The sequence below is a fragment of the Streptomyces parvus genome (genome assembly GCF_032121415.1).
Taxonomy (GTDB): Bacteria; Actinomycetota; Actinomycetes; order Streptomycetales; family Streptomycetaceae; genus Streptomyces; species Streptomyces globisporus_A.
In genome coordinates this window covers 4765200-4786999 of record NZ_CP135079.1, presented here as the reverse complement: position 1 = coordinate 4786999, position 21800 = coordinate 4765200, and the positions used below count along the sequence as shown (strand labels likewise).

The following is a 21800-nucleotide window of genomic DNA, read 5'->3' as shown; positions in this document are numbered from 1 at the left end:
ACCCGCCGGTCAGCCGCCGGGGAGCAGATGGCGGTAGCTGTCCGGGTTCTCCACCAGGAACTGGGCGAAGCTCTGCGCCGGACGCCCGGTGAGCGTGGGCACCGCGTCGGAGACGGCGGCCAGTTCGCCGTTGGCGATGGCCTCGTACGAGGTGACCCAGCCGGCCACCTCCCACTCCTCGGCCCCGTAGCCGGCCCGGGAGGCGTAGGCCTCCTCCCGGGTCTCGGGGACGTAGACGACGGGCCGCCCGGTGACCCGGGTCAGCTCCTCGGCCGCCTCGGCGAGGGTGAACGCCTCCGGTCCGGTGAGGTCGTAGACCCGGTCGTCGTGGTCCGTGCCCTCGTCCAGCAGCACGGCCGCCGCCGCGTCGGCGATGTCCTCGTGGGCGACGGCCGCCACCCGCCCGTCGCCGCCGGGTCCGCGCAGGACGCCGTCGGTCCCGGTCATCGCGGGCAGCCCCGCGAGGTACCAGTTGTCCCGCAGGAAGGTGTGGCGGATCCCGGCCGTACGGATGTGGGCCTCGGTGTCCCAGTGGTCGTGGGCGAAGGTGAACGTGGCGTCGGGCGCGGCCCCTTGGAAGGAGACGTACACGATCCGCTCCACCCCCACCGCCACGGCGGCGTCGATCGCGGTGGTGTGCTCGCGGACCCGGTTGGGGCTTTCGTGGGCGGAGACCAGGAAGAGGGTGTGGGCGCCGTCGAGGGCCCGGCGCACGGCCTCCCCGTCGCCGTAGGGGGCGGGGGGCGCATGGTCGGCGCCGGGCACGTCGGGCAGCCGGGCGGGGTCGCGGCCGAGGAGCCGTACCGGAACGCCGGTCCGGGCCAGCCGTCGGGCGACCCGGCCACCGACCGCTCCGCTCGCTCCGGTCACCGCGGTGAGGGGGCCGATCACTGGGGTTCGTCTTCCTCTCGTCGGTCGTGGTACCAGTCGTCAAAGGGCCGCACCTCGACGACCGCGCTCACGGGGAGCGGTCCGTACAGGTGCGGGAACTTCTCGCCGCCGGGCTTCATCGCCTCGAACCGGACGGGGCCGGCCAGGCGGTCGGGATCGACGACCAGGACCACCAGGCCCTGGCCGCCGTCGCCGTTGCCGTCCCCCGCCCCGTCCCCGTACAGCATCCGGGCCACGCCGGGGAGTTGACGGGGCAGCGAGAGGTGGATGAAGCCCTCCTCCTGGAGGGTGCGGCCGCGGGTGGACATCTCGTACGTCCCTGTCCCCCGGGCCGCCTCCCACAGAGGTGCTTCGGCGAGGTGCAGCAGCGGTTCGGTCATCGAACCACGCTAGCGGGCACTGCTCCGTCCCGGTCGGTAGGTGCGGCGGCGCGCCCTGCGCGTGGCCACGAGGACCGTACCGCCGGCGGCCACGAGCGCTGCCGCGACGGACCCGAGGATCCATTCGCCGCCCCGGGAGCCGGTGTCGGGCAGCTCACCCGGGTGGCTCGGCGAGTGCGTGGGCTGCGGCGAGTGGTGGGTGGGGGTAGGCGTCGGCTCGGTGGGGGTCGCGGTCGGGCCGGTCGGGGACGGGGCGGGGTCGGTGGGGGTCGGCGTCGGGTCCGTCGGCGTCGGGGGGGGATCCGTGGGGGTCGGGGCGGGATCCGTGGGGGTCGGCGTGGGATCCGTGGGGGTCGGCGTGGGGTCCGTCGGCGTGGGCGCGGGGTCCGTGGGGGTCGGCGTCGGGTCGGGGGCGCACGACGGCAGGTCCCCGTCGAAGGGGTACGCGTGGATCTCCTGGCCGCCCGACCGGCCCTGCGAGGTGTGGGTGAGCGAACCCGCCGTGTAGAAGCGGCCGTTGGTGCCGCTCATGCTGAGCACGGTGGAGCTGGCCGGCCGGCCGACCAGGATGCTGCCCTCGAACTGGGCCGGGCCGGTCAGCGACAGAGCGGTGGCGTCCGGGAAGTTCCACAGCAGGTTCTCGCGGAGGCCCTCGTTGGGGAACGAGCCCATGAACGTGGCGACGCTGCGGGTGCTGCCGTACACGTTGACCAGGACGGTCGCGCCCTCGGGGATCCCGTTGAACACGAACCCCGTGTTGCCGCCCGTCTCCGACTCCAGGTCCGCGTCCACGTCGAAGATCTGGATCGCGGACGTGCCGTCGCCGGTGAACGTCATGAGGTCGCCGACCTGCTGCCATGCGCCCGTCGCCTCGCGGTGTTCGTCGCCGTCGTAGGCGTAGCACCGGCTGGCCTCGGTGAGCCGGGGGCGCAGCCGGGTGTACGGGGCGGCCGCGTCCTCGTCGGAGCGCGGGGCGGTGGTCGGGTTCACCGTGCCCGTGAGGTCCCCCGCGTACGCGACGCGGCCGGAGTGCTCCCCCTCCTCGGCGAGGAGGCGCTGGCCGTCGGCGATGGTGATGTCCCCGCCCGTCGTCAGATAGTCGGAGCCGTCCGGCGGAGGCACCCGCGAACCGACGCCCGCGATACCGACGTTGTAGATCCGCGAGACCCCCTCCCGCTTGTTCATGTCGAACTCGCCGAGGGTGACGACCTTGCCCTCCGCCTCGGCCGCCGCCTCGCGGACCAGGAAGTCCCCGCCGACGAAGACGTTGATGTTGCTGTCGAAGCCGACGACCGGGCCGTTGTTGGGGTCGTTCCAACCGGGTGGGCAGGAGCTGCCGAGGCAGGGCCCCAGTCCGCCCGGCAGCGGATCGGCACCTGCGGCCGGGGCCAACACGCCCACCATCGCCGCGGCCGTCACCACTGTGACTGCTGCCCGGATTGCGTTGCCGTGCCTGCGCACCTTCTGTTCCATGCCGCGCAATATGCATGGTCATCACTTTGTCGTTTTGTATGACACGCCGCTTTTTCCCCGTTACGTAGGCCTATGGGTGGTTTCTTCGAGCGACACGCACACAGGAGCGGCGTGCCGGAACGGCGGAGTGGCAGGGCGTCAGCAGCCTTCAGAGCGCCAGCAGCTTCGCCTCCAGCTCGGGGTCGAGGCCGACGGGCGGGCGGTCGGGGCGGTGGGGCGCTGTGCCGCCGAGCGCGCGCAGCCAGGCCCAGGTGTCCGCGACGGTCTCCTCCACCGGGCGGCAGCGCAGCCCCGCCGCGTGCGCCTTGGTGTGGTCGCCGCGGTGCATCGTGTCGTACAGCTCGCCCGGCGGGAGCCAGATCGGCAGGTCGCTCCAGGGCTCGGCCCCGGCGGCCAGCAGGACCTCCGGATCCGTCCAGCGCAGTTCGGCGTCGGAGCCCGTGGCCCGCACGCAGGCTTCCAGCAGCCCGCCCATGGTCGCGTGGCCGGGGCGGCTGACGGTGTTGTACGGGCCGTGCAGCCCGGCCGCCGCCGCGTCCAGGATCCACGCCGCCAGGTCCCGGACGTCGATGTACTGGAGCTCCGCGTCGGGCCGGCCGGGGGCGATCACCGGTCCGCCGCGGGCGGTCCGCGACAGCCACCAGGGAAGCCGGCCGATGTTCTCCCCGGGACCGATGATCAGCCCGGCCCGGGCCAGCAGGGCCCGGTCCCCGAAGGTGTCGAGGGCGGCCAGCTCGCCGCCGCGCTTGGCCCGGTCGTACGGCACGTCCCCGCCGCCGTCGGGCGAGGCGCCGGTCACCAGGGGGCCGTCCTCGCCGAGTCCGGGAGCGGCCGGGTAGGCGTAGACGGAGCGACTGGAGACGTAACTGAAGTGGCCGGCCCGGCCGGACAGCAGGCGGGCGGCGTCCCGGACCGCCGCCGGGGCGCCGCTCCAGGTGTCGACGACCAGGTCCCAGCCCTGCCCGCTCTCCGCCAGCGCCGCGAGCCCCCGCTCTCCGGTCGTCCGGTCCCCCGTCAGCGCGCTCACGCCGGGCGGGGGCGCGTGGCGTCCGCGGTGGAACACCGTGACATCCCAGCCCCGCTCCAGCGCCGCGTCGGTGACGGCCCGCCCGACGAACTCCGTACCGCCCAGCATCAGAAGCCTCATGGGACGACTCTGCCCACCGGCGGGCGGGGGCGGAACCCGTGCACGCTGTCAGCAGAGCGGGGAACTCTCCGCAGCCGACGGACGGACAGATCGACGGACCGGCGTGCCGGCTCACGGACCGGCGGGACCGTGCCGGGTCAGGGCGTGCGGGCCAGCGGCGAGCGGTGGCGCAGCAGCCACTCGTGGTAGCCGCTCGCCCGTCGCGCCGCGTCCCGGTAGGCGTCCTCCAACTGTGCGTACACCACCTCGATGTCGGTCCCGGGCCGGGAGACCAGGAGGAGGCGTACCGCGAGCGGGTCGCCCTGCAACGGGCGGATCACCATGTCGTCGCGCGGTCCCGACGTCGGCTGGCAGGGCGCGACGGCCTCGCCGAGCACGACGAGGGAGGCTGCGGTGAGGTAGTCGCCGTGCAGGACCGGCGGGTTCAGTCCGGCGGCGCCGAGCACCCGGCGTACCCCGTCCCACTCGCCGTCCACCGTCGGATCGACCATCCACGGGTCGCCCGCGAGGTCGCCCAGCTCGACCACTCGGCGGCGAGCGGCCGGGTGGTCGCGGGAGAGGGAGATGAACTGCGGTTCCCGGTCGACGAGTACGCGCTGCTCCAGACCTTCCGGCAGCGTCAGCGGACAGCCCTCCACCTCGTGCACGAAGGCGACGTCCAGGCGGCCCGCCTCGACCGAGCGCAGCAGCGCGTGGGCGGAGACGTCGACCCGCAGGGAGATGTCCGTACCGGGCAGGGCGGCCCGCAGCCGGCGCAGCCAGCCGCCGATGACGCGGCTCGCGGTCGAGCCGATGCGCAGCCGGGAGCCGCGGGGCCGGGCGGCCTCGGCCTCCGCCAGCGCCGCGGCGACCAGGTCGCTCATGCCGTCGACGAGCGGCCGGGCCCGGCTCAGAACGGCCCGGCCCAGGGGAGTCGGGCGACAGCCGGTCCGTTCGCGGAGGAACAGCTCGGCGCCGAGCACGTTCTCGATCCGCCGCAGCTGGGTCGTCAGGGAGGGCTGGCTCACGCCGAGGCGACGGGCCGCCTGGTGCAGACTGCCCGCGTCGGCGATGGCGCACAGCGCCTTGAGGTGTCTCACCTCCAGCTCCATGCAGCGGAGACTATGACCGCCGTCCGCCGCGCACCAGACGTCGCAACCCCACCAAACAGCCTCAATTCAGGGAGTGTTGGGCCCGGAGGTCTGTGGCGATGCCGTGCTGATGACGTGAGCATGGCATGACGATGAGCGGCTGACGTGCGCAGAGAGAAGGACGGGGCGGCGATAGGGCGGTGCTATCGCCGTTCGGCATCATCCCCGGCGACTGTGCGCTGCACCACACTCTTCCCCGTACCGCCCCACGCCTTGTCCGTTCGACGGACACCCCCACGGCGCGGGTTCGTTCGGACAGGTAGGAGAAATCCCCCCATGAGACACCTCAGGACCGCCGTCGCCGCCGCCGGCTTCGGCCTCGTCGCCGCGCTGGGCACCGCCCCCGTCGTCGCCGCTCCCACCCCTGCCGCCTCTTCCGCCCCCTCCGCCATCGCCGCGTACAACGGCTCCGGCGAGAACGCCGCCGCCAACCGCGCCTTCCTCGACGCGGTCATGAAGTCCGTCGCCGAGAAGCGCGCGGCCAACCCGGGCATCAAGGCCGTCACGGTCACCTACAACGCGTCGGGCGCGCCGTCCTTCCGCGGCCAGATAGCCAACAGCACGCGGATCTGGAACAGCTCGGTCTCCAACGTCCAGTTGCAGGAGGGCTCCAACGCGGACTTCACGTACCGCGAGGGCAACGACCCGCGCGGCTCCTACGCGAGCACCGACGGCCACGGTCGCGGGTACATCTTCCTGGACTACGCCCAGAACCAGCAGTACGACTCGACCCGCGTCACCACGCACGAGACCGGGCACGTGCTGGGCCTGCCGGACAACTACTCCGGTCCGTGCAGCGAGTTGATGTCCGGCGGCGGCCCCGGCCCGTCCTGCACCAACGCACAGCCGGACGCCGACGAGCGGGCCCGGGTCAACCAGCTGTGGCAGAACGGCCTGGCCTCGCTCGCCCTTTCCGCCTCCTGACGCCGTCGCACCCCCGACGCCGTCACGCCCCTGGCGTCGTGGCGTTCACGACGCCGTCGCACTCGTCCGGCCGGTCCCGTGTCCCGGGACCGGCCGGCGCCCCCACACGTCAGAGGACCGTTCCGCTTCCGGAACGGTCCTCTGCGTGGTCCCCGACGCCCCCTGTCAGGCGTCGAGTTCGCTACGGACGAGGGTCAGCAGTTCGTCCTCGGTCATCCCCAGCTCCCGGGCGTCCGCGACCGCTTCGCGCACCCTCTCCAGCAGTCGGGCGCGCTGCGGCGACGCGCCCGCGGTGATCGCCGCACCCCGGCCGCGGCGCAGTTCGATGAGTCCTTCCTCGCGCAGCCGTTGGTAGCCGCGCAGGACGGTGTGGACGTTCACGCCGAGGGATTCGGCGAGCACCCGGGCGGCGGGCAGCCGCTCGCCCGGATCCACGGCGCCCTCGGCGACCGCGCGCCGGACCGAGGCGGCGATCTGGTCACCGAGCGGCACGGTGGAATGCGGATCCACCCGGAAGAGCATGGTCAGCCCCCCGCCCGCTGCCGGTCGAGCAGCGTGTTGAGCAGAGCGGCGCCGGTGGCCGAGTCCCCGACGGTGACGGCGAACTCCCGGCCGCTCGTCAGGCTGACGACGATGGCCTCACCCGAGCGGGTGATCACGCCGCTGCGTTCGGGGCGGATGCGATAGCCCCAGCCGCCGTACTCCGCGAGGGCGTCGACCGGGCGGCTGCCCGCGGCCTCCATCCGTTCCAGCGGCACCCGCACCCGGGGCCGGGGCAGCAGACCGGAGACGGTGAGACCGCGCCGGTCCACGGTGACGTGGGGGCGGCAGAAGGTGCCCATCGCCAGGGCGAGCAGGATCAGCGGCACTCCGATGAACCAGCTCTGCGCCCCCCCGACGGTGACACCGGCCGCCAGCAGCACCAGCACGGCGACGGGTGCCCACCAGGCGCCGATACCGCGCCCCCAGGCGGCCACCTCGCCGTCGGCGAGCACGATCCTGTCCCGGGTCGCCGGGCCCGGGTCGCGGGGGTCCTCGGGCGCGGGGACCAGCCGGGACAGCAGCAGGCCGAGGGCTCCGGCGAGGGCGGCCGCCCCGAGGGCCACCGCGATGTGCCGGAGCGGGAACCCGTCGGCCGAACCGCCTTCGGGGGCGTCCACGTTGACGAACAGGACGGCGATCAGGAGATAGCCGAGGAACGCGGCCACGGCGAAGCCCCCGCCGATGAACCACCGGTGGGCCCGGCCGTGGAGCCTGCCCCTGACCGCGATGAAGACCCACAGCGCGCCGAGCACCAGCAGCGAGGGGAGTGTGTAGAGCAGATAGGCGGTGAAGCTCGTATGTCCGTTGGCGGATCCGCCGGCGTCGAAGTGGACGGCCAGCCGGTCGGGCAGGCGGTCCGCGACGACGGCGCAGAGCGTGAGGTCGATAAGGAGTGCGAGTACAAAGGGCAGGGCGGCGAGAGTGACGCGGCCAAGGTTCTTGCTTTTCATGGAAAACCTCCGTTGTTCGCATGCTAGTAGAACAATGCGGCGGAGGCAACGGGTGAAGGCAGCGGGGTGACGCGCGTCCGCCCCGTACCGGATGCGGTACGGGGCGGACGCGCACGGTTCGTCGGTGACGGCAGGCAGGTTGGCGGTGGCGGCAGGACGACTTCGGGTCAGGCTGCTCCGGACCGGGCGAGACGGGCCTGGAGGACGACGTCGTCCGGAAGGGTCCGCTGGACGGCGGCCAGGGCCGCGGTGAAGTCGCGCTCGGCGCGGGCCGATTCGTACACCGCGCCGCCCAGATGGAGGGCGAGGTGGAAATCCGGTTCGGCCCGGCGCAGGGAGAGCAGGCACGTCAGTGTGGCGTGGCGGAGCGTGCCCGCGACGAGGACGGGCAGGGGCCGGTCCCACTCCAGGACGCAGTCGGCGAGCGCGCCGTCCCTGAGGCCGAACGTCCCGTTCTCCGGCGGGGCGCCCGCGACGGGCCTCAGGCCGTCGAAGCTCTCGCCCTCGAAGTCGGCCCCTCTGATCCGGAGCCGGATCCGCTGTCCGTCCGTGGTGAGGACGGCGGCGTCGGAACCCTTGTTGTCCCGGTACCAGCCGGCCCACGACTCATCTGTCATGAGCAGGGACTGTAGCCTCCGCCTCGGACAGCTTCCGTACCGCCCTCCGCAGGGGAAGGACGGGACGTCAACCGTCTTGGGGATCACGCCACATGGGGTACATCGGCGGGCCGTCCGGCAGGTCCACCGCGCGGCCGAGGAAGCGGAATCCGAGCCGCTCGTACAGCAGCCGGCTCCGGGCGCTGCTCGCCTCCAGATAGGCCGGCAGGCCCTCCCGGTCGCAGCGCTCCAGCTCCGCTCCGATCAGCTCCGCCCCGATGCCCTCTCCCTGGCGGCCGGGACGGACGCCGATCATCAGCAGATAGGCGTGCGCCCGGTCGTGCGGGTGTACCTCCCCGGTGAGCCTGCCCACCAGTTCGCAGCGCTCGTTGTCCGGATCCGCGGTCTGTCGCATCAGTGCGGGCGTGGGGTCCTCCTTCTCGGGGGCCCCGGCGGGCACCGTCAGCCACAGGGCCACCGCCGCCCCGTCCTCGGCGATGTCGATACGGCCCTCGGCGAGGGCGACGTCGACGAAGACGCCGAGGAACCTGCCGTGCACCGCGCGCCGGCGCGCCTCGTCGGGGAACACCCAACTGCTGACCGGGTCGTCGTGGAAGGCCTCCTCCATGACCGAGACGACGAGCTCCCGGTCGCGCTGCTCCGCCTGCTGGATCCGTATACCCATGACGGGCTGCCGCCTCTCTGCTGCTCTCCACCAACCAACCGTCGGAATACTAGAGTTGACAGGGAGTCGCCGTGGTCACCCGAGGTGGGTCAGCTGGTCCGGCGGGTGACGAATTCGGCCAGCGCCAGCAGGTCGCCCGCCGCGCTCGGATCGGGGACCGCCCGGGAGAGGTGGTGGACCGCGCGGGCCATCCGGTCGGCCGCGCAGACCTGGGCCCAGTCCCGCCCGCCGGCCCGGTCCACCGCGTCGGCCGCCCTGCTCACCTCGGCGGCGGTGTTCATGGGCCCCCGGTAGAGCGCGGCGAGCTCGGCGGCGGCCGGGGTGCCGGAGGTGAGGGCGGCGACCACGGGCAGGGACTTCTTGTGGGCGGCCAGGTCGGCCCCGACGGGCTTGCCGGTGCGGTCGGGGTCGCCCCAGATGCCGATCAGGTCGTCGATGAGCTGGAACGAGAGCCCGGCCTCCCGCCCGAACCCGTCCATCGCGCGGACCGCCCGGTCCTCCGCCCCGGCGTAGAGGGCGCCGAGCGCGCAGGCGCAGCCGAGCAGGGCGCCGGTCTTGGCGGTCGCCATGGCGAGGCATTCGTCGAGGGTGACCTCGTCGGGGCCGCGCTCCTCGAAGGCGCAGTCCGCCTGCTGGCCCGCGCACAGCTCGATGACGCAGGTGGAGAGCCGGGCGGCGGCGGGCGCCGCGGCCGGATACGGGTCCTCGGCCAGCAGCCGCTGGGCGAGGGCGAGCATGGCATCGCCGGTGATGATGGCGTCCGGGACGCCGAAGACCGCCCACGCGGTGGGCCGGTGCCTGCGGGTGGTGTCCTCGTCGATGACGTCGTCGTGGAGCAGGGTGAAGTTGTGGGCGAGTTCGACGGCGACGGCGGCCCGGACGGCGCGTTCCGGATCGCCGCCCAGCGCGCGGGCGGCGGCCAGCACGAGCGCCGGCCTGATGGCCTTTCCGGCCTGGCCGGCGGCCGGGGTTCCGTCGGCGTTCTGCCAGCCGAAGTGGTACATCGCGATCCGGCGTATACCGCCGGGCAACGACTCCACGGCCGATCGCAGATGCGGGTCGACGACAGCGCGGGTGCGCTCCAGGAGCGCCGCGGCCTCGTGCCCTTCCGTCGCGGCGTCCGTACTGGTCATGGTCACGGTCAACTCCCTGGGGCGAGGCGGTGGGTGCGGACCCGGGGGCCCGGGCGGCGGCGGCCGCCCGGGCCCCCGGGGTGACTCGGGGTCAGCGCCAGCGGCTGACCTCGACGTTCTCCAGCACTCCGAGGGCGTCCGGTACCAGAATGGCGGCGGAGTAGTACGCCGTCACGAGGTAGGAGATGATCGCCTGCTCGTCGATCCCCATGAAGCGGACCGAGAGGCTCGGTTCGATCTCGTCGGGGATGCCGGTCTGCTGGAGGCCGATGACGCCCTGCTCGGCCTCGCCGGTCCTCATGCAGATGATGGAGGTGGTGCGGGCGTCGGTGACGGGGATCTTGTTGGACGGGAAGATCGGCACCCCGCGCCAGGCGGGCACGTGGTGGCCGCCGATGTCGACGCTCTCCGGGACCAGCCCGCGCCGGTTGCACTCGCGGCCGAAGGCGGCAATGGCCTTCGGGTGGGCGAGGAAGAGCTTCGATCCGCGGCGGCGCGAGAGCAGCTCGTCCATGTCGTCCGGGCCGGGCACCCCGTCGTGCGGCTGGATCCGCTGCCCGTAGTCGCAGTTGTTGAGAAGGCCGAACTCCCTGTTGTTGATCAGTTCGTGTTCCTGGCGCTCGCGCAGCGCCTCGACCGTGAGCCGCAACTGCTGCTCGGTCTGGTTCATCGGCTGGTTGTAGAGGTCGGCCACCCTGCTGTGGACCTTCAGCACGGTCTGGGCGACGCTCAGTTCGTACTCGCGCGGCGCCGCGTCGTAGTCGACGAAGGTGTGCGGGACGACTGCCTCGCCGACATGGCCGGCGGAGAGGTCGATCGCCGCCTCTCCGTAGTGGTTGGTCCGCTGGTGCGGGATGGAGAGCAGTCCGGCGAGGTGGCCGCGGAGGGATTCGGCGCGCTCCGCGAGGTTGAACACGTCGGCCCGGCTCAGGGTGAGGAGCGTGCACGGGGTGACCGCGCGGGCGGTGTACTCCCAGACGGCGTCGCCGTCGACCAGGCTCTGGTCGCCGAAGTACGCGCCGTCGGCGAGGACCCCGAGCTCCGTCTCGTCCCCGTAGAGGCCGGTGCCGATCTTCTCGACCTTGCCGTGCGCCAGCAGATATACCCGGTCCGCCGCGTCCCCCGAGGCGGCGAGCACCTCCCCCGCGGCCACGTCCCGCTGCTCGCACCTGCGGGCGAGCTCGGCGAGGACCTCCTCGTCCCCGAAGTTGCGCAGAGCGGGCAGCTCCCCCAGCTCGGCGGGGATCACGGCCACCCGGTCCCCGGTCTGGACGAAGGTCACCCGGCCGTCGCCGACCGAATAGCTGAGCCGACGGTTCACCCGGTACGTACCGCCCTGTACCTGCACCCACGGCAGCATCTTCAGCAGCCACCGTGAGGTGATCTCCTGCATCTGCGGCGCGGATTTGGTGGTCGTCGCGAGGTTCCGCGCAGCTGCCGTCCCCAGACTCTGCTGCGACGGCGCCTGCGTGTCGCGAACCTCTTCACCAACGGACATCTGACGTCCTCTCGATCATGGGCTGACCTGCGAGGAAGAGACTTTCAGCAGGAGGGGGAGGCCCGCCATTACACAAAAGAGTGTGACTAATCCACCTTCAGGTGGGGCACGTTGATCCCGTCACCGGACCACTCCTTTAATTCGCATTCTCCGTGCAACTTATCTACGCTGAGCCCATGCGGCTGACGAGATTCACCGACGTGGCACTCCGCGTCCTCATGCGGCTCGCCGTCGCCGAGGGCACAGAAGCGCCGACCACCCGCGAGGTGGCGGCCGCCATGCGGGTCCCGTACACCCATGCCGCGAAGGTCGTCGCCCGGCTCCAGCGTCTCGGCCTCCTCGACGCCCGGCGCGGCCGGGGCGGCGGGCTCACCCTGACCTCCGCCGGCCGCGACGCGTCGATCGGCTCGCTGGTGCGGGAGCTGGAGGGGCCGGAGGAGGTCGTCGAGTGCGAGGGCGACACCCCTTGCCCGCTCCGCTCCGCCTGCCGGCTGCGCGGGGCCCTGCGCGCAGCCCAGGAGGCCTTCTACGCCGCCCTGGACCCGATCACCGTCACCGACCTCGTCGCCTCCCCCACCGGCCCGCTCCTGCTCGGCATCGGCAGCGGCCCACCACCCGACTGACCCCGCCCGGCCCCGCACGCTCGCGCACCCCCGCACGCGGGGCGAGTTCCCCCCCGCCCTTAAATGCGCATCCGCTATTCCAATAATAAGGAGCCTCATGCTCTCCGACCGGTCCACCGCCACCGTCCGCGCCACCCTTCCCGTCGTCGGCGCGGCCATCGGGGACATCGCCGACCTCTTCTACGAGAAGCTCTTCGCCGCCCACCCCGAGCTGCTGCGGGACCTGTTCAACCGGGGCAACCAGGCCTCCGGCGATCAGCGCAGGGCCCTGGCCGGGTCCATCGCCGCGTTCGCGACCGCGCTGGTCGAGCAGCCCGGGACCCGGCCCGACGTGATGCTGGACCGGATCGCCCACAAGCACGCCTCGCTCGGGGTGGCCCCGGAGCAGTACGAGGTGGTGCACACCCATCTGTTCGCGGCCGTCGCCGATGTCCTGGGCGACGCGGCCACCCCGGAGGTCGCCGCCGCCTGGGACGAGGTCTACTGGCTGATGGCGGGCTCCCTGATCGCCGTCGAGGAACGCCTCTACGCCCAGCAGGGCGTCCTGGCGGGCGATGTCTGGCACGCGTGGGAGGTGACCGCCCGGATCGAGGAGACCGAGGACGTCGCCACGTTCCTGCTGCGCCCCGCCGAGGACGCGCGCACGCCCGCCTTCCGGCCCGGCCAGTACGTCTCCGTACAGGTCGAACTCCCGGACGGGGCACGCCAGATACGCCAGTACAGCCTCTCCTGCGCCCCCGGCTCCCGACTCCGGTCGATCACCGTGAAGCGCGTGCGCGGCCAGGGCTCGCCCGACGGCGAGGTCTCCGGCCAGCTGCACGAGCGCACCCGCGTGGGCGACCTGCTGCGCGTCTCCCTCCCCTACGGGGACCTGGTGCTGGACCACCTGGACGCGCCCCTGCTGCTGGCATCGGCGGGTATCGGCTGCACCCCCATGCTGTCGATGCTGGAGTACCTCGCCCAGGAGGGTCACCGGGGCCCGGTCACCGTCGTGCACGGCGACCGCTCACCGGCCGACCACGCCCTGCGCACCGACCACGTACGGCTGACGGAGAAGCTCCCGGACGCCGAGGCGCACTTCTGGTACGAGGCCCCGGAGGCCGGACAGCCGGCTGACCGCACCGGCCTCGTGGACCTGGGCGGCATCACCGTACGGCCGGGAACGCACGCCTATCTGTGCGGCCCGCTCCCCTTCATGCGGGCCGTCAGGGGCCAACTGCTGGAGGCGGGGGTCCGGCCGGCCGACGTCCACTACGAGGTGTTCGGCCCGGACCTCTGGCTGGCCGCTTCCTGAAACGCCGCCGCCCCGGCGGGCGGGCGACAATGAACGGGTGACCAGCCCGACCCCCGGCCCGCCCCGCCTCGCCGCCCTCCTCCGGCCCCGGATCCCCTCCCCCTTGGGGGAGGTCCGGGACGGGCGCTTCGCCCGTCGCGGAGTGCGGCTGTTCCTCAAGCGGGACGATCTGATCCACCCCGACCTGCCGGGCAACAAGTGGCGCAAACTCGCCCTCAATCTGGAGGCCGCCGCCGGGCGCACCGTGCTCACGTTCGGCGGTGCGTACTCCAATCACCTCCGGGCCACCGCCGCGGCCGGGCGGCTGCTCGGCTTCCGGACCGTCGGCGTCGTCCGCGGCGACGAGTTGGCGCACCGGCCGCTCAACCCCTCGCTGGCCCGGTGCGCGGCCGACGGGATGCGGCTGCACTTCGTGGACCGTACGACGTACCGGGCGAAGGCGTCCCCCGAGGTCCTGGAGGGGCTGCTGAGCCGGTTCGGGGACGTGGAGGTCGTCCCGGAGGGCGGTAGCAACGCCCTGGCCGCACAGGGCTGTACGGCGCTGGGGCGCGAGCTGGCCGGAGAGGTCGATGTGGCGGCCGTGGCCTGCGGGACCGGCGGCACCCTGGCCGGACTCGCGGCCGGGCTGGACCCCGGCCAGCGGGCGCTGGGCGTGCCGGTGGTCGGCGGCGGGTTCCTGGCCGGGGAGGTGGCGCGGCTCCAGTGCGAGGCGTTCGGCGGCCCGGCCGGGGCCTGGGCACTGGAGGAGCGCTTCACCTTCGGCGGCTACGCCCGTACGGCCCCGGAGCTGGACGCCTTCGCCGACGGCTTCGAGGACCGGCACGGGCTGCCCGTGGAGCGCGTGTACGTCGCCAAGCTGCTGTTCGCGCTGACCGCGCTGGCCGACGAGGGGGCGTTCGCGCCGGGCACGCGGGTTGCCGCCGTGATCACCGGCGCCCCGGACGCGTCGCTTCAGGAGTCGTCCGTCTCCCGGTAGGCGGCTGCCTCCTCCAGGTCCAGCCGGCGCAGCAGCGTACGCATCATCTCGTCGTCGATCCGCCGCTCGTCCCGGAGCCGGACGAAGACCTCGCGCTCGGCCTCGATCATCTCCCGCGAGAGCCGCCGGTAGGTGTCGTCCGCCGACTCCCCGGTGACCGGGTCGGCGGCGCCCAGCCGCTCCCAGACGGCGTTGCGGCGCCGTTCCAGCACCGTGCGCAGCCGGTCGGCCAGCGGCGGCGGGAGGCTGTTGTGCGGGTCGTCGAGCAGTTCCCGCAGCCGGACCTCCGCCGCCTCGGACGCCTCGCTCTGGGCCTGCGCCTCGATGAGCGTGACCGTCTGCGGGTCGGGGTGCGGCAGCTTCAGTACGCGGACGAGGACGGGCAGGGTCAGGCCCTGGATCACCAGCGTCCCGATGACGGTGGTGAAGGTCAGGAAAAGCACCAGGCTGCGGGCCGGGAACGGTTCGCCGTCCTGCGTGACCAGCGGGATGGAGAACGCGACGGCGAGCGAGACGACCCCGCGCATCCCGGCCCAGCCCACGATGAGCGGCGCCGTCCAGTCCGTGCCGGGCTCGCGCTCCCGGACCCGCCGCGAGAGCAACCGGGGCAGATAGGTGGCCGGGTAGACCCAGACGAAGCGGACCACGACGACGGCCAGGAAGACCACGGCCGCGTAACCGATGGCCTCCTCGACACCGAACGGGCCGAGTTCCTTCAGGACGAACGGCAGCTGGAGGCCGATCAGCGCGAACACCGCGGACTCCAGGATGAACGCCACCATCTTCCAGACGGCCGCTTCCTGGAGCCGGGTGGCGAAGTCGACCTGCCAGGAGCGGTGACCCAGATAGAGGGCGACGACGACCACGGCGAGGACGCCGGAGGCGTGCACCCGTTCGGCCGCCGCGTACGCCACGAAGGGGATCAGGAGGGACAGCGTGTTCTGGAGGAGCGCTTCCTTGAGGTGGGTGCGCAGCCAGTGCAACGGGACCATCAGCAGGAGCCCGACAACGACCCCGCCGATCGCGGCGAGCAGGAACTCGCCGATTCCGGCGCCCCAGCTCATCCCCTCCCCCACCGCCGCGGCCAGCGCCACCCTGAAGGCGGTGATCGCCGTGGCGTCGTTCACCAGGGACTCGCCCTGGAGGATCGTGGTCACCCGGGCGGGCAGCCCGACCCGGCGGGCGATCGCGGCGGCCGTCACGGCGTCCGGCGGGGCGACGACCGCCCCGAGGACCAGCGCGGCGGTCAGCGGCAGGTCCGGGATGATCCGGTACGCCAGCCAGCCCACCGCCACGGTCGCGAAGAGGGTGTAGCCCACGGAGAGCAGGGCGACCGGCCGGATGTTGGCCCGCAGATCCAGGTAGGAGCTGTCCAGGGCCGCCGTGTGGAGCAACGGCGGAAGCAGCAGCGGCAGGACGACATGGGCGTCCAGGTGGTACGTCGGAACGCCCGGCAGATAGCCGGCCACGAGCCCCACCGCGACGAGCACGAGCGGGGCGGGCACCGGGGTGCGGCGGGCCGCACCGGCCACCGCCGCGCTCACGGCGACCAGGGCGATCAGCGGCAGCGCGTCCATCCCACCGTCCTCGATCCGTCGTAACCTGCCCATCATGAGCGAGTGTGCGCATGTAGCTGATCTGCCACGCCCCGAGCCCGTGCCGCTCGGCGAGACGTGTCCCGAGTGCCTGGAGGCGGGGACCCACCCCGTGCAGCTGCGTCTCTGTCTGACCTGCGGGCACGTCGGCTGCTGCGATTCGTCGCCGCTGAGGCACGCTACCGGACACTTCCGGGCGACCGGTCACCCCGTCATGCGGAGCTTCGAGCCGGGCGAGAGCTGGCGCTGGTGCTTCGAGGACGGTTCGATCGTCTGACGCCTGGGTACGTCAATGCGGCGCCGGTTCTTCGTAATTGGACGCCGCAGACCCCTAGCCACTGTCCGTACTCATGGCTTTACCATGAGTGACGGTGGGGGTGTGGGGTCCGTACGACACGGCATCATGGATCCGATAACGTCGCCGAGCCGAAGAACCGTCGACGGACCGCATGGCTCCGGGCCACCCTTCCCGGAACCTCGAAAGAGTTTGTGCCACCTTGGAGGTGAGGGTGTCCCAGATCGCAGGCGAGCCCGGGAATCAGGACTTCGTAGAAGTCCGGCTGCCCGCTGCGGGTGCCTACCTGTCGGTGCTGCGAACGGCCACGGCCGGTCTCGCAGCGCGTTTGGACTTCACTCTCGACGAGATCGAGGATCTTCGCATCGCGGTCGACGAGGCCTGCGCGATCCTGCTCCAGCAGGCCGTGCCGGGCTCCGTCCTCAGCTGCGTCTTCCGTCTCGTCGACGACTCCCTCGAAGTGACGGTGTCGGCACCCACCACCGACGGCCGGGCGCCCGAGCGCGACACCTTCGCCTGGACGGTGCTCTCCGCACTGGCAGGCAAGGTCGACTCCACGGTCGCGGACGACCGTACGGTCAGCATCAGCCTCTACAAACAGCGCGGCGCGGGCCCTGGGCCGGCGTGAGCGACGGGAACGGGGACGGTCCTGTGCGGGACGAGACGATCCGATCCGGGGTGGTGCGCCCAGCAGGCATCCCGGAGCAGCAGGCCCGGCCGCATCCGGAGGACGGAGCGGACGGGCCCGAGGGCTTCGACGTCGCGGTGGAGCAGCAGTCGCAGGCAGAGCGGGCGGGCCAGATGAGCGAGCACGGGCACCACGATCCACACGACCGCAGCGGGGCCCGGGCCCTCTTCTTCGAGCTGCGGGAGCTGCCCGACGGGTCCGCCGAGAAGGCCGAGCTGCGCAACCGGCTGGTGCGCATGCATCTGCCGCTGGTGGAGCACCTGGCCCGCCGGTTCCGCAATCGCGGCGAGCCGCTGGACGACCTGACCCAGGTCGCCACGATCGGCCTGATCAAGTCCGTGGACCGGTTCGACCCGGACCGGGGGGTGGAGTTCTCGACCTACGCCACTCCCACGGTGGTCGGCGAGATCAAGCGCCACTTCCGGGACAAGGGCTGGGCGGTGCGGGTGCCGCGCCGCCTCCAGGAGCTGCGGCTTTCGCTGACCACGGCCACGGCGGAGCTCTCCCAGCAGCACGGCCGTTCGCCGACCGTGCACGAGTTGGCGGAGCGGCTCGGCATCTCCGAGGAGGAGGTGCTGGAGGGCCTGGAGTCGGCCAACGCGTACAGCACGCTCTCGCTGGACGTACCGGACACCGACGACGAGTCGCCGGCCGTGGCGGACACGCTGGGCTCGGAGGACGAGGCGCTGGAGGGCGTGGAGTACCGGGAGTCGCTCAAGCCGCTCCTGGAGGACCTGCCGCCGCGCGAGAAGCGGATCCTGCTGCTGCGTTTCTTCGGGAACATGACCCAGTCGCAGATCGCCCAGGAGGTCGGCATCTCGCAGATGCACGTCTCGCGGCTGCTGGCCCGCACCCTGGCACAGCTCCGCGAGCGCCTGCTCGTCGAGGAGTGAGAGAGCCGAGGAGCCGGGCGGAGAGGCTCAGGCGTCGGGGGTCGTCCTCGGCCCCCGGCGGATGCCCAGGTCCTGGGTGGTCGCCGGGTTCAGGACGAGCACGAGGCCGGTGACGGCGACCGCCGCGAGCACGATCCCGGTGGGGATCAGCGCACCCTGCGAGCGCAGCAGCGTCCAGGCCACCGGCAGCGCCATGATCTGGGTGATCAGCGCCGGCCCCCGGCTCCAGCTGCGCAGCAGCAGCAGTCCGCGCGCGGCGATCAGCGGGATGGCGCCGAGCGCTACCAGGGTGATCCCGACCGTCTCCGCCTGCTGCGTGCTTTCCGGCTTCCCGAGCAGTCCCATGATCAGCAGGTAGATCCCGCCGACGGCGAGAGCCACGCCTTCCAGGGCGTTGACGCCGGCGAGGACGGTGATCCTGGTCGGGCGCTCCGCGGTGGGTGGCGACGGCGTGGACGGTGTCTGCTGAGTGCTCACGCCTTTCAGGTTGGCATCCCCGGGGCGCGGAAGTGAAGCCGGGGTGCCCGGGCGCCGCACCCGTCCGGCGGTGCACCGGCGCGGGCGTCACGTTCCGTCACCACCCTGGAGCGCAGCGAACCGGGGCTTCAGGGCCGAACCGCCCGGTAGGTAGGCTGGCCGTCATGCGCGCACTCCTCGTGGTCAATCCAGCTGCTACCACCACCAGTGCCCGCACCCGTGACGTGCTCATCCACGCGCTGGCCAGCGAGATGAAGCTGGAGGCGGTGACCACGGAGTACCGGGGGCACGCGCGGGACCTGGGGCGGCGGGCCGCGGACAGCGACGACATCGATCTGGTGGTCGCCCTCGGCGGCGACGGCACGGTGAACGAGGTCGTGAACGGGCTGCTGCACCGGGGCCCGGATCCGGAGGGCCTTCCGAAGCTCGCCGTGGTCCCCGGCGGGTCCACCAATGTCTTCGCCCGCGCCCTCGGGCTGCCGAACGACGCGGTGGAGGCGACCGGCGCCATCCTGGACGCTTTGGAGAACCGGACCGAACGCACGGTTGGTCTGGGCCTGGCCGCCGGCACCCCGGGCACCGAGGACGAGTCCGTCCCCGAACGCTGGTTCACTTTCTGTGCCGGACTCGGGTTCGATGCCGGGGTCGTCGGCCGGGTCGAACAGAAACGCGAGGGCGGCAAGCGTTCGACGCACGCGCTGTACGTACGCCAGGTGGTGCGGCAGTTCCTGAACGAGGCCCACCGCCGACACGGGACGATCACGCTCGACGTGCCGGGCCAGGACCCGGTGACCGACCTCGCGCTCTCCATAATCTGCAACACCGCCCCCTGGACCTACCTGGGCAATCGCCCTGTCTACGCCTCGCCGAAGGCCTCCTTCGACACCGCACTGGACGTGCTCGGACTGAAGCGCCTGTCCGCTCCGGCAGTGGCCCTGTACGGCACCCAGCTGCTCACTTCGAGCCCCGAGAAGGGGCCGCGCGGCAAGCATGCCGTTTCACGGCATGACCTCACGGACTTCACCTTGCATTCAAAGGTCCCACTACCCTTCCAGATGGACGGCGACCACCTGGGACTGCGTACGAGCGTGACGTTCACAGGCGTACGCCGTGCACTGCGTGTGATTGTGTGAGTGGAAGGGCCGAAAGTCCTTTAACTCGAACGTTTGGACTGGGTCCCACCCCCAAGAAGTGCGCCTGTGACCTAGTCGACACCGAGGAATCAAAAAAAACTTTCCAGAAGGGGTTGTATCCGTCGCCGAGGTTTGGGAATCTCTTCATGGCGATCGGGACGGCCCGCAACACCGGCCTCCACTGAAAGCCAGAACCCCTCCTCACCATCACAGACCACACCCAGTCCATCTGGGGGTCGGCCCGTCATCTGCGGGGGGATTCGTGAAAGCGTTCACATTCACAAGCAACAAGCGTGTAATACCAAGGAGAGGTAGCAGCCATGGACTGGCGTCACAACGCCGTTTGTCGTGAGGAAGACCCCGAGCTGTTCTTCCCCATCGGCAACACCGGTCCTGCGCTGCTGCAGATCGAGGAAGCCAAGGCTGTCTGCCGCCGCTGCCCCGTCATGGAGCAGTGCCTGCAGTGGGCGCTCGAGTCCGGCCAGGACTCCGGCGTCTGGGGTGGCCTCAGCGAGGACGAGCGCCGCGCGATGAAGCGCCGCGCCGCTCGCAACCGGGCGCGTAACGCCAGCGCCTGAGCGACCCCCGCACCAAGCCTCAGCCCGGCGGCGCGTACAGAGCGTACGCACAGCCCCGCCTTCGAGTCGCAGCGCGCAGTACCCCGAAGCGCATCGCAACGTGAGCATCACGGAGCGGGCCCGGACCGTCACCACGGTCCGGGCCCGCTCTGCTGTGTGCGCTCGGCGGTGCGAGCGCCCGGCCCGGCTACTTGAGACCCTGCACCGGGAGGTCCAGCACCACCTGGGTGCCGCGCCCTGGGGCCGGGACCATGCCGAACGTGCCGCCCAACTCCCCCTCCACCAGCGTCCGTACGATCTGGAGCCCGAGGTTGCCGGCCTGCTTCGGGTCGAACCCCTCGGGCAGGCCGCGCCCGTCGTCGGTGACGGTGATCAGCAATCTCCCCTCGGCGGGCGACCCGCCGCGCACGGCGGAGACCTCGACCGTGCCGTGGTCAGCCAGGGTGAAGGCGTGCTCCAGGGCGTTCTGCAGCACCTCGGTCAGCACCATGGAGAGCGGGGTGGCGACCTCGGCGTCGAGGATGCCGAAGCGTCCGGTGCGCCGGCAGCTCACCTTGCCCGGGGAGATCTCCGACACCATCGCGATGACCCGGTCGGCGATCTCGTCGAACTCGACCCGCTCGTCCAGATTCTGGGAAAGCGTCTCATGGACGATGGCGATCGAACCGACGCGCCGGACCGCCTCGTTGAGCGCCTCGCGCCCCTGCTCGGAGTCCATCCGGCGGGACTGGAGGCGCAACAGGGCGGCCACCGTCTGGAGGTTGTTCTTCACCCGGTGGTGGATCTCCCGGATGGTCGCGTCCTTGGTGATCAACTCGCGCTCGCGGCGGCGCAGTTCGGTGACGTCCCGGAGGAGGACCAGGGAGCCGATCCGGACGCCCTTGGGCTTGAGCGGGATGGCGCGCAGCTGGATCACCCCGCCCGCGCACTCCACCTCGAACTCGCGGGGCGCGTAACCGCTGGCCACCTTGACCAGGGCCTCGTCCACCGGCCCCCGGGACGGGGCCAGTTCGGCGGTGACGGTACCGAGGTGCTGGCCGACCAGGTCGGAGGCGAGGCCGAGACGGTGGTAGGCGGAGAGGCCGTTGGGGCTGGCGTACTGGACGATCCCGTCGGCGTCGAGCCGGATCAGCCCGTCGCCCACGCGCGGGGAGGCGTCCATGTCGACCTGCTGGCCGGGGAACGGGAAGGCCCCGGCGGCGATCATCTGGGCCAGGTCGGAGGCGGACTGGAGGTAGGTGAGCTCCAGCCGGGAAGGGGTGCGCACGGTGAGCAGGTTGGTGTTGCGGGCGATGACGCCGAGCACCCGGCCGTCCCGGCGTACGGGGATGGACTCGACCCGTACGGGCACCTCCTCACGCCATTCCGGGTCGCCCTCGCGCACGATCCGGCCCTCGTCCAGGGCCGCGTCGAGCAGCGGGCGGCGGCCACGCGGCACCAGATGGCCGACCATGTCGTCCTGGTAGGAGGTGGGCCCGGTGTTGGGGCGCATCTGGGCGACGGAGACGTACCGAGTGCCGTCGCGGGTGGGCACCCACAGCACGAGGTCGGCGAAGGAAAGGTCGGAGAGCAGCTGCCACTCCGAGACCAGCAGATGGAGCCACTCGAGGTCGGTGTCGCTCAGGGCGGTGTGCTGGCGGACGAGGTCGTTCATGGAGGGCACCTGTGGAGCGTACCTGGGGTTGCCGAGGGCGTTCGAACCGCTGGGCCCGATGAGCCGTGCAGGTGTACGGAGGCGGGACGATGGACAGGGGCGGCGGCCCGCCGGAGAATGTCGTGCACACGGATGGACACGCGTATTGGTCTAGTCCACAATGTCATCAAGACCTCCGCTCTCCCCGCACAGGAGAGCGGACCGAGGCACCCGGCGCTCTCTGCCCTGACCGCGCCGGTGCCTC

Annotated in this window: 22 protein-coding genes and 1 pseudogene; 9 read left to right on the top strand and 14 right to left on the bottom strand. The window is 72.1% G+C overall.

The genetic code is table 11. From position 1 onward, the window contains the following. Nucleotides 1–9: 9 nt before the first annotated feature. From RNL97_RS22745 to RNL97_RS22725, 5 genes are all read right to left on the bottom strand, one after another. Nucleotides 10–891, bottom strand: a complete 882-nt coding sequence (locus RNL97_RS22745) for an SDR family oxidoreductase (protein ID WP_313751124.1) — start codon at nt 889–891, stop codon at nt 10–12. Then, entirely contained in the window at nt 888–1271 is a 384-nt protein-coding gene (locus tag RNL97_RS22740; protein ID WP_313751123.1) for a DUF952 domain-containing protein, read from the bottom strand. Before RNL97_RS22740 ends, RNL97_RS22745 begins: the two co-directional genes overlap by 4 nt. 9 nt (nt 1272–1280) lie before the next feature. Further along, nucleotides 1281–2744 (bottom strand): choice-of-anchor A family protein, encoded by a 1464-nt coding sequence (locus RNL97_RS22735; RefSeq protein ID WP_313751122.1) that lies wholly within the window; start codon nt 2742–2744, stop codon nt 1281–1283. A 148-nt stretch (nt 2745–2892) separates the two neighbouring features. Beyond that, a complete protein-coding gene (locus RNL97_RS22730; RefSeq protein ID WP_234313332.1) occupies nt 2893–3891 on the bottom strand; it encodes an NAD-dependent epimerase/dehydratase family protein in 999 nt (332 codons plus the stop codon). 137 nt (nt 3892–4028) lie between these two features. Further along, nucleotides 4029–4982 (bottom strand): LysR family transcriptional regulator, encoded by a 954-nt coding sequence (locus RNL97_RS22725; protein ID WP_030576978.1) that lies wholly within the window; start codon nt 4980–4982, stop codon nt 4029–4031. Between the two features lie 315 nt (nt 4983–5297). Between RNL97_RS22725 and snpA the strand changes: the two genes are divergently transcribed. Beyond that, nucleotides 5298–5945, top strand: a complete 648-nt coding sequence (snpA, locus tag RNL97_RS22720) for a snapalysin (RefSeq protein ID WP_313751121.1) — start codon at nt 5298–5300, stop codon at nt 5943–5945. Nucleotides 5946–6110: 165 nt separating this feature from the next. Here the strand turns inward: snpA and RNL97_RS22715 are convergent, their stop codons facing one another. From RNL97_RS22715 to RNL97_RS22690, 6 genes and pseudogenes are all read right to left on the bottom strand, one after another. Further along, nucleotides 6111–6467, bottom strand: a complete 357-nt coding sequence (locus tag RNL97_RS22715) for a GntR family transcriptional regulator (protein ID WP_030576972.1) — start codon at nt 6465–6467, stop codon at nt 6111–6113. Nucleotides 6468–6469: 2 nt separating this feature from the next. After that, complete coding sequence (locus tag RNL97_RS22710; RefSeq protein WP_030576970.1) at nt 6470–7438, bottom strand: DUF1648 domain-containing protein; 969 nt, start codon at nt 7436–7438, stop codon at nt 6470–6472. A gap of 185 nt (nt 7439–7623) precedes the next feature. After that, nucleotides 7624–8055, bottom strand: a pseudogene (locus RNL97_RS22705) (DUF6304 family protein); the annotation flags it as partial. Between the two features lie 67 nt (nt 8056–8122). After that, complete coding sequence (locus RNL97_RS22700) at nt 8123–8719, bottom strand: GNAT family N-acetyltransferase (RefSeq protein WP_313751120.1); 597 nt, start codon at nt 8717–8719, stop codon at nt 8123–8125. An 89-nt stretch (nt 8720–8808) separates the two neighbouring features. Then, on the bottom strand, nt 8809–9852 hold the full coding sequence (locus RNL97_RS22695) for a family 2 encapsulin nanocompartment cargo protein polyprenyl transferase (RefSeq protein ID WP_313751659.1): 1044 nt from the start codon (nt 9850–9852) through the stop codon (nt 8809–8811). 91 nt (nt 9853–9943) lie between these two features. After that, the gene (locus RNL97_RS22690; RefSeq protein WP_313751119.1) at nt 9944–11350 is read right to left on the bottom strand and encodes a family 2B encapsulin nanocompartment shell protein; all 1407 of its coding nucleotides are present in this window, start codon (nt 11348–11350) and stop codon (nt 9944–9946) included. A 176-nt stretch (nt 11351–11526) separates the two neighbouring features. Here RNL97_RS22690 and RNL97_RS22685 point away from each other — a divergent pair, with 176 nt between their 5' ends. The 3 genes from RNL97_RS22685 (at nt 11527) to RNL97_RS22675 (ending at nt 14243) form a co-directional block, all read left to right on the top strand. Beyond that, nucleotides 11527–11973 carry an RrF2 family transcriptional regulator gene (locus RNL97_RS22685; RefSeq protein ID WP_030576956.1) on the top strand — a complete coding sequence of 149 codons (447 nt, stop codon included), beginning with the start codon at nt 11527–11529 and terminating at the stop codon, nt 11971–11973. 97 nt (nt 11974–12070) lie between these two features. Continuing rightward, nucleotides 12071–13267 (top strand): globin domain-containing protein, encoded by a 1197-nt coding sequence (locus RNL97_RS22680; protein WP_030576953.1) that lies wholly within the window; start codon nt 12071–12073, stop codon nt 13265–13267. Nucleotides 13268–13304: 37 nt separating this feature from the next. Further along, nucleotides 13305–14243, top strand: coding sequence for a 1-aminocyclopropane-1-carboxylate deaminase/D-cysteine desulfhydrase (locus RNL97_RS22675; RefSeq protein WP_030576941.1), 939 nt, complete (start codon nt 13305–13307; stop codon nt 14241–14243). On the opposite strand, the gene RNL97_RS22670 is transcribed toward RNL97_RS22675, so the two are convergent. After that, entirely contained in the window at nt 14219–15820 is a 1602-nt protein-coding gene (locus RNL97_RS22670) for a Na+/H+ antiporter (protein WP_030576938.1), read from the bottom strand. The genes RNL97_RS22675 and RNL97_RS22670 overlap by 25 nt on opposite strands. A 34-nt stretch (nt 15821–15854) precedes the next feature. Between RNL97_RS22670 and RNL97_RS22665 the strand changes: the two genes are divergently transcribed. The 3 genes from RNL97_RS22665 to RNL97_RS22655 all read left to right on the top strand — a co-directional run bounded on the left by RNL97_RS22665 (nt 15855) and on the right by RNL97_RS22655 (nt 17714). After that, the gene (locus RNL97_RS22665; RefSeq protein ID WP_003966374.1) at nt 15855–16115 is read left to right on the top strand and encodes a UBP-type zinc finger domain-containing protein; all 261 of its coding nucleotides are present in this window, start codon (nt 15855–15857) and stop codon (nt 16113–16115) included. Nucleotides 16116–16347: 232 nt separating this feature from the next. Next, nucleotides 16348–16761 (top strand): ATP-binding protein, encoded by a 414-nt coding sequence (locus RNL97_RS22660; protein WP_003966375.1) that lies wholly within the window; start codon nt 16348–16350, stop codon nt 16759–16761. A 23-nt stretch (nt 16762–16784) separates the two neighbouring features. Continuing rightward, nucleotides 16785–17714 carry an RNA polymerase sigma factor SigF gene (locus RNL97_RS22655; RefSeq protein WP_010061512.1) on the top strand — a complete coding sequence of 310 codons (930 nt, stop codon included), beginning with the start codon at nt 16785–16787 and terminating at the stop codon, nt 17712–17714. Nucleotides 17715–17741: 27 nt separating this feature from the next. On the opposite strand, the gene RNL97_RS22650 is transcribed toward RNL97_RS22655, so the two are convergent. Continuing rightward, nucleotides 17742–18191 (bottom strand): hypothetical protein, encoded by a 450-nt coding sequence (locus RNL97_RS22650; protein ID WP_313751118.1) that lies wholly within the window; start codon nt 18189–18191, stop codon nt 17742–17744. 164 nt (nt 18192–18355) lie between these two features. On the opposite strand from RNL97_RS22650, the gene RNL97_RS22645 reads away from it, so the two are divergent. Together RNL97_RS22645 and RNL97_RS22640 are read left to right on the top strand one after the other, a co-directional pair. Further along, nucleotides 18356–19324: a diacylglycerol/lipid kinase family protein gene (locus RNL97_RS22645; protein ID WP_030576932.1), complete on the top strand. Its 969-nt coding sequence runs from the start codon at nt 18356–18358 to the stop codon at nt 19322–19324. Nucleotides 19325–19644: 320 nt separating this feature from the next. Beyond that, on the top strand, nt 19645–19902 hold the full coding sequence (locus tag RNL97_RS22640; RefSeq protein WP_003953983.1) for a WhiB family transcriptional regulator: 258 nt from the start codon (nt 19645–19647) through the stop codon (nt 19900–19902). Nucleotides 19903–20089: 187 nt separating this feature from the next. Here RNL97_RS22640 and RNL97_RS22635 read toward each other — a convergent pair whose 3' ends face one another. Further along, nucleotides 20090–21556, bottom strand: coding sequence for a sensor histidine kinase (locus RNL97_RS22635; RefSeq protein ID WP_030576929.1), 1467 nt, complete (start codon nt 21554–21556; stop codon nt 20090–20092). Between the last annotated feature and the right edge of the window lie 244 nt (nt 21557–21800).